The sequence below is a fragment of the Fortiea sp. LEGE XX443 genome (genome assembly GCF_015206815.1).
Lineage (GTDB): Bacteria > Cyanobacteriota > Cyanobacteriia > Cyanobacteriales > Nostocaceae > Nostoc_B.
The window spans coordinates 1-6,856 of record NZ_JADEXZ010000132.1 but is presented as its reverse complement, the minus strand read 5'-3'; the positions used below and the strand labels follow the sequence as shown (position 1 = coordinate 6,856).

7 protein-coding genes are annotated in these 6,856 nt (G+C 41.4%); 5 read left to right on the top strand and 2 right to left on the bottom strand.

Going from position 1 to position 6,856, the window contains the following annotated elements:
• The first annotated feature begins 352 nt into the window (after nt 1–352).
• Entirely contained in the window at nt 353–940 is a 588-nt protein-coding gene (locus IQ259_RS26415) for a Uma2 family endonuclease (protein WP_193888948.1), read from the top strand.
• A gap of 43 nt (nt 941–983) precedes the next feature.
• On the opposite strand, the gene pyk is transcribed toward IQ259_RS26415, so the two are convergent.
• A complete protein-coding gene (gene pyk / locus IQ259_RS26410) occupies nt 984–2,750 on the bottom strand; it encodes a pyruvate kinase (RefSeq protein WP_193888947.1) in 1,767 nt (588 codons plus the stop codon).
• A 432-nt stretch (nt 2,751–3,182) separates the two neighbouring features.
• Here pyk and crtR point away from each other — a divergent pair, with 432 nt between their 5' ends.
• Together crtR and IQ259_RS26400 are read left to right on the top strand one after the other, a co-directional pair.
• Nucleotides 3,183–4,085 carry a beta-carotene hydroxylase gene (gene crtR / locus IQ259_RS26405; RefSeq protein WP_193888946.1) on the top strand — a complete coding sequence of 301 codons (903 nt, stop codon included), beginning with the start codon at nt 3,183–3,185 and terminating at the stop codon, nt 4,083–4,085.
• A gap of 16 nt (nt 4,086–4,101) precedes the next feature.
• Nucleotides 4,102–4,245 carry a hypothetical protein gene (locus IQ259_RS26400; RefSeq protein ID WP_193888945.1) on the top strand — a complete coding sequence of 48 codons (144 nt, stop codon included), beginning with the start codon at nt 4,102–4,104 and terminating at the stop codon, nt 4,243–4,245.
• Nucleotides 4,246–4,276: 31 nt separating this feature from the next.
• Here IQ259_RS26400 and IQ259_RS26395 read toward each other — a convergent pair whose 3' ends face one another.
• Entirely contained in the window at nt 4,277–5,410 is a 1,134-nt protein-coding gene (locus IQ259_RS26395) for a serine/threonine-protein kinase (protein ID WP_193888944.1), read from the bottom strand.
• A 107-nt stretch (nt 5,411–5,517) separates the two neighbouring features.
• On the opposite strand from IQ259_RS26395, the gene IQ259_RS26390 reads away from it, so the two are divergent.
• Together IQ259_RS26390 and IQ259_RS26385 are read left to right on the top strand one after the other, a co-directional pair.
• Complete coding sequence (locus IQ259_RS26390; RefSeq protein WP_193888943.1) at nt 5,518–6,615, top strand: PstS family phosphate ABC transporter substrate-binding protein; 1,098 nt, start codon at nt 5,518–5,520, stop codon at nt 6,613–6,615.
• 5 nt (nt 6,616–6,620) lie between these two features.
• Complete coding sequence (locus IQ259_RS26385; protein ID WP_228014802.1) at nt 6,621–6,767, top strand: papain fold toxin domain-containing protein; 147 nt, start codon at nt 6,621–6,623, stop codon at nt 6,765–6,767.
• The last annotated feature ends 89 nt before the right edge of the window (nt 6,768–6,856 follow it).

Here is a 6,856-nt window from a genome sequence, read left to right as displayed (position 1 = left end):
ATTGCTGCTACATTTTCACAAAACACTTGTAGATGTCGTTGGTCTTGGGGATGAATCCATTGACTTACTTGATCTTGTACTTGACGATAAAGATGGGGGACTGGCATAGGGTAGTTTTTGTGTGGAAACTTGAGCATCCCATGTCTCCCCCCCTCTGTGCCACCCTTGTTTCAGTAAAATTCCCCATATATCGAGCATTCAAGACTTTTCTGCACCACTAAGCATCTGTTAGAGGATGCCTGAAAAGTTTTAGATAAGTGATTTTAATCATGCCAGCTGTTTGAGCATCAAACGCAGAAATTTTCTCGTGCTATTTATAATGAGGCTAATGTTACCTGGCTAAATAAATCCTATGGTTGTGCAGACTCCCCCCCGTCAATACTCCACTGAGGAATACTTAGCACAAGAAGAGGCTGCTGAGTACCGCAGTGAATATCGTAATGGGGAAATTATACCAATGACTGGAGGCTCAATAAATCATAATCGAATTATCCGCAACCTTAGTAGATTACTCGAACTAAGCTTACAGACACAGCCTTATGAAGTTTTCTTGAGCGATTTGCGTCTCTGGATTCCTCGTTACCGAGAATATACATATCCCGATATTCTGATCATTAAAGATGAACCTGTCTTCCAAGAAGGAAGAAAAGACACAGTGTTAAATCCCTGCATTATTTTTGAAGTGCTTTCTAAATCTACAAGTAGTAGAGATAGAGGTGATAAATTTACTTATTATCGTTCCATTCCTGAATTTCAAGAATATATTTTGATTGACCAATATCAAACTCACATCGAGCAGTTTAGCAAAACTCCAGATAGTAACTGGCTATTTAAAGAAACTGACGATGAAGATGGAGTTTTAACTTTAGTTGCTGCTAACTGCCAAATTCCCCATCGCCAGATTTACGAGCGAGTTAACTTTGAAACTCAACCAGAATAGTTAATTTGTAATTACAAATTACGAATTACGAATTACGAATTATCTAAGGTGTGCCTACTGCACCAGAGTAAACTAAGCCCCGTTGCACATCTAGGGTTAAAATTGCCCCATCACGAATTACCTGGGTGGCTTTTTTCACGCCAACAATCACAGGTACACCCAGACGTAAGCCAATCACGGCTGCGTGACAAGTCAGGCTTTCTTCTTCGGTGATAATCCCAGATGCTTTACGGATGGCCTCGACAAAATCGGCACTAGTGCGGGGTGCAACTAAAATGTCTCCAGGGTTAAAGTTGCTGACATCTAAGCCTGTATGAGCAACTCTGGCGCGACCACTGACTGAACCTTGTCCTAGTCCGATTCCTTGACCTAGTATGGCTGTGACCACTTCAACCTTAATTAAATCGGTGGAGCCGGAAACCCCTTGAAGAGTACCAGCAGTCATCACGACCAAATCACCTTCAAAGAGTAATTTATGCTCTTGGGCGACGTTAATTGCTGCTTGGAATGTTTGACCAGTGGAGGGTAGTCCCAATACTAGTAGCGGTTTTACACCCCACACTAGTTGTAACTGTCGCGCTACGTTTACATGGGGTGTGACTGCCAAAATTGGTGTGTGGGGACGAAATTTAGACACGTTACGCGCGGTCGCTCCAGTTTGGGTTAAGGTCATAATTGCAGCTGCTCCCAAGTTTTCGGCAATTTGACCGACAGCTTGGCTGATGGCGTTGGGAATGGAACGTCTGCTATCTCGAAGTTGGCGTGTGGCTGAGTTCCGTTCTTCTTGTTCAATACGTTCGGCAATACGCGCCATTGTTGCGACTGCTTCCACTGGGAAGTTACCTACAGCAGTTTCGTTGGAGAGCATGACTGCATCAGTACCATCTAAAATTGCATTGGCTACGTCTGATACTTCGGCACGGGTCGGACGAGGGTTGCTCACCATGCTATCTAACATTTGGGTAGCCGTGATGATGGGAATTCCCAGGCGGTTGGCTGTGGAAATTAGCCGCTTTTGCAGTATGGGGACATCTTCGGCTGGCAATTCTACCCCTAAGTCGCCTCTAGCAACCATTACGCCATCGCACAAAGCCAGAACTGCTTCCATTTGTTCAATGGCTTCGTGTTTTTCAATTTTGGCAATTACTGGAACTTGCTTACCTGTACTAGAAATCAGTTCTTTGATTTCGATTAAATCTTGGGGATTGCGGACAAAGGAAAGTGCTACCCAGTCTACACCTTGATCTAGACCAAACATTAGATCCTCGCGGTCTTTGTCGGTCATGGCTTTAATGGACAGGTAAACCCCAGGAAAGTTTACGCCTTTGTTGTTGGATAGTTTACCGCCAACTGTCACACAGCAACATAAATCACCTTTTTCTCGATTGATTTCTTCCACTACCATTTCTACTCGTCCATCATCGAGGAGAATTTTGGCTCCGGTGGGGACTTCTTCTGCTAAATATTCATAGGTAATGCAGCTAATATCTTGTGTGCCTACCACTTGGCGATTGGTTAAAATAAAGCGATCGCCTTTTGCTAAAACTATAGACCCATTTTCAAACCGCCCTAAGCGAATTTTTGGCCCTTGCAAGTCTTGCAAAATTGCCACTGGCTGATTCAGTTCAAAGGCTGTTTGCCGAATTAAGCGAATACTACGCTGATGATCGGCATGAGTACCGTGAGAGAAGTTAAGGCGCAGCGTTGTTGCTCCTGCTTCAATAATCGCCTTGAGCATTTCTGGGCTGCTGGTAGCAGGGCCAATTGTAGCGACAATTTTTGTCCGACGTAGAGAATCTCTTAATTGCATAAGGGCTGATTTTAGGGAGCTTGTTAAGCAGTCATAATAAATTAAGGGACATGCGGTATTCAGTTACTGGCACATCAATAAATTTAAGCAGTTAGTGAGGGGCAGATCAAAGAGTGGATCTATGAAAATAATTCTGAGTTTGGTTACTTAGTTTTTCTTTTTCTTCCAAGGAACTATAGGACAGAGTAGATATCGTACACTAATCTTGATGCCTTCCTTCCCTAGGATGATTTTTTTTCATCCACTATTTGGTTGCTGAGTGACACACCCTACTGATCAGCAAACACTTAGGTCTTGTCTGGAATCATAGCGTTATTCATCTGTTACTAAACAAATATGTAGATAAATCTTGCTATACAAAACTTTATAAAACTTTATTGTTTACTAACATTTATCGTATATTCGTAATGTTTGACAAAAAAGGAGTCAGAAATGCTCGCGTTGGAGGCACAACCAAAGATATTGAAAATCCCACCCAAGGAATTCTTAGCGCCTCCCGGTAATTTCAGTCCAACAATGCTGATTTTTTTGTTGGCCTTGTCCATGCTGGTATTATCGAATTTTGGCTACTGGCAATGGCAATGGCCACACTGGTTGTGCTTTTGTATTAACACCCTAGCATTACATGGTTCTGGGACAGTAATTCACGATGCTTGTCACCAGTCTGCTCATCGTAACCGGATAATTAACGCGATGCTAGGTCATGGTAGCGCCTTAATATTGGCTTTTGCTTTTCCGGTATTCACGCGCGTACATTTACAACATCACGCCCATGTAAATCATCCCCAGGATGACCCAGACCATTATGTTTCAACAGGTGGGCCTTTGTGGTTGATTGCGGTGCGGTTTTTATACCATGAGGTATTTTTCTTTCAGCGGCAACTTTGGCGTAAGTATGAACTATTGGAGTGGTTTATCAGCCGCTTGATTGTCGTCAGTATTGTTTATATTTCAGTTCAGTATGGCTTTTTAGGCTATATTCTCAATTTTTGGTTTATTCCAGCCTTTATAGTCGGGATAGCACTGGGATTGTTTTTTGATTATCTGCCACATCGGCCGTTCGTAGAACGCGATCGCTGGAAAAATGCCCGTGTTTATCCCAATCCGCTCCTCAATATCTTAATTATGGGGCAGAATTATCACTTAATTCATCATCTGTGGCCTTCAATTCCCTGGTATAATTATCAGCCAGCGTATTATGTGATGAAGCCTCTTTTAGATGAAAAAGGTTGCTATCAAACTTCGGGATTATTACAAAAAAAAGATTTTTTTGAGTTTGTTTACGACATTTTTTTAGGAATTCGGTTTCATCATCACAAGCCAACTGAGAAATAAAAATTCGGAGGCTGAAATGAAAATTTGGGTATGGAGTGCGATCGGACTTTTAGCTGTCAATTTAACTGTGCTGGCAATTGTGGCATTTTTGATTCACCGAGACAGCACTCAACCAAACTACAATCAATCACCAAGAATACAGCAAATAACTAGCTCTTAGGCAGCGATAATGTGCTTGATTAAATTAAAAATTAATGATTAACACCCTGTGGTGTGGGTAAAGAATTTTGAATTTTAGGTTCGGGTAAAATTATCTGCACAGACCAGTAGCTGACAACCATCAAAATTAACCCCGAAACCACACCAATTACTAATCCCAGTACCAAAGGAGATTTTTTAGGAATAACAGAAGTTTCACTAGAAATCGTCTGTTTTTCTAAGAATGGAGTAGGTATTGTACTGTTAAACACTGAATTAGAATAGTATGCAGATGAAATATTGTAAGATTTTAATGATGATATAAGGGTAGAATCTGCATCTTGAGTGTAGATATTATGCAGAGGTAATAGCGCTTCTAGTACTTCCTTTGCTGATTTATATCGGTCTTGAAAGTGGTAACGCACCATCTTATTAATTACCGCAGCCAACTCAACATTCACCTCAGCTAAATGTTTCCAGATGATCTCACCAGTCTTACTATCTTCTGGTAATTGTGTAGGGTGTACTCCTGTAAGTGCTTGAATGGCAATCATACCTAAAGCATAGATATCACTATTTGGTCTTGGTCTGCCTCGTTGTTGCTCACTAGGCATATATCCAGGTGTACCGATCGCAATTGTAGATTGTTCAATGGGAACCAGATTTTTTTGATCTTTGACCAATTGGTTCAAAATTGGTTTAACCGCACCAAAATCAATCAAGACTAAGCGACCGTCTTGCAGTCGCCGCATAATATTGCTTGGTTTAACATCTCGATGTATCAAACCGTGATTGTGAACAAAATTTAAAATTTCTAAAACTTCCCGTAGTACTTGAATAACCATGCTTTCTTGCCAACGATAACCAGGCTGAAGTTCTACACTTAGAGTATGTCCCGCAATAAATTTTTGTACTAAGTAAAATTCTTGCTCGTCTTCAAAATGAGTCAACAGATGGGGAACCAAATCATAGTCGCCTAGTTTTTGCAGCGCTTGTGTTTCTCTATTAAATAGCCGTCGGCGAATTTCCACGGGAATAGAAAATTCACTACTGGGTAAAAAATGCTTGACGACGCAGGTGGGACGGTTAGGAAGATGTGTGTCTTCAGCCATGTAAGTTTTACAGAACATTCCCTGACTTAAAACTTGCACAACCTGGTAACGTTCACTTAGTAACTTCGTTAACATGTTACGATGTACATGACGGTTGTTTTCCGTAATATTGCGTAAATGTATTTACTTATAGAATTAATATATAGTTTTTATTAAAGAACGCTTAATAAAATTCAATCTCAATGAGCAACAGTAACAGAAAAGCTGTTTCACTCAGCACAGACGCTATCCAGATGATCAGAGGGCTGATCATTGGTGAACTAATTACAATTGTACTCATTGGTGGGCTGTGGTTATGGCTAAGGCCACGTTTATTTGTCAATAATCGTACTGTTTCTGCCTCTAGTCAAAATCCTGAAGTTGTAAGTACTACTACGGGTTCAAACTTTGCCAGTGTTAATGATATGCCTATTGGTGCATTCAGTTACGGTGGAAGTACGGCTTGGGCATCAATTAGGCAATTAGTAGATTCACAGATCCAAAATACTCGCCCAGAACTTCAATTGCTTTACGTCAATCCTACAGTTGGTAGCCCTGGTTCGGGAGCGGGGATTAGAATGTTGCTGGCAGGGAAATTAGACTTTACGCAATCATCCCGTCCTCTAACAGAAGATGAACAAGCTCAAGCTGAAAAACAAGGTTTGACAATTGAGCAACGTCAAGTCGGGATGGATGGAGTTGCCGTAGTGGTGAACCCAGAACTGCAAGTACCAGGCTTAACCGTTGAACAGTTACAAAAAATTTATCTTGGAGAGATTAATAACTGGAAACAAGTAGGCGGGGTAGACTTGCCAATTGTCCCTTTATCCCAATCTCCAGAAAACGCAGACACGCTGTTATTTCCGAATCAGCCAGCTGATAAGCAAGGTTTGAGTTCGCAAGTCCAGTATGTTTACTCAACCACAGAAGCATTACGTCGTGTCAAAACAACTCCTGGCAGTTTATATTATGCTTCTGCGAGAGGGGTAGTATATCATTGTGGTGTTAAGTTACTACCTTTGGGATTGACTTCAGAACAGCTAGTTTCTCTCTACCGTGAACCAGTGGTGCAGTCAAATCAGTGTCCACGACAACGCAATCAACTAAATACGGAAGTTATTCAGAACGGTAGTTATCCACTGACTTCTAAATTATTTGTAATTATTAAGCAAAACCAAGGTCAAGAACAGAAAGTGGGGGAAGCATACGCCAAACTGTTGCTCACCGAACAAGGACAAAGAGCGATCGCTCTTGCTGGATTTGTCCCTGTCAACAGTCAGGAGATAGCTGCTAATCGATAGAGCAATTGAGTGCGATCGCTTCTTCGTTCAAAATTTTTGAATGTGTTCTCTGCGCTATTACCTTACGTCAATTCTTGATTGAGCAAAACATTCCTGGCAAAAAGATTAGCTTATCCCTGTTGTGTCACTATCGCGGTAGTATAAGGATGTAAAAAGCCCAGAACGAAGACACAGAGCATGGTAGAGCCTCGTCCACCCAAACAAACCGTCAAATTTGTGGATGAATATTGTCTTTGGTATA

What these genes read in the sequence shown, in the direction of transcription:
- IQ259_RS26395 (WP_193888944.1), bottom strand. Translation starts at nt 5,410, where the DNA reads ATGTTAACGAAGTTACTAAGTGAACGTTACCAGGTTGTGCAAGTTTTA.
- IQ259_RS26390 (WP_193888943.1), top strand. Translation starts at nt 5,518, where the DNA reads ATGAGCAACAGTAACAGAAAAGCTGTTTCACTCAGCACAGACGCTATC.
- crtR (WP_193888946.1), top strand. Translation starts at nt 3,183, where the DNA reads ATGCTCGCGTTGGAGGCACAACCAAAGATATTGAAAATCCCACCCAAG.
- IQ259_RS26415 (WP_193888948.1), top strand. Translation starts at nt 353, where the DNA reads ATGGTTGTGCAGACTCCCCCCCGTCAATACTCCACTGAGGAATACTTA.
- pyk (WP_193888947.1), bottom strand. Translation starts at nt 2,750, where the DNA reads ATGCAATTAAGAGATTCTCTACGTCGGACAAAAATTGTCGCTACAATT.
- IQ259_RS26400 (WP_193888945.1), top strand. Translation starts at nt 4,102, where the DNA reads ATGAAAATTTGGGTATGGAGTGCGATCGGACTTTTAGCTGTCAATTTA.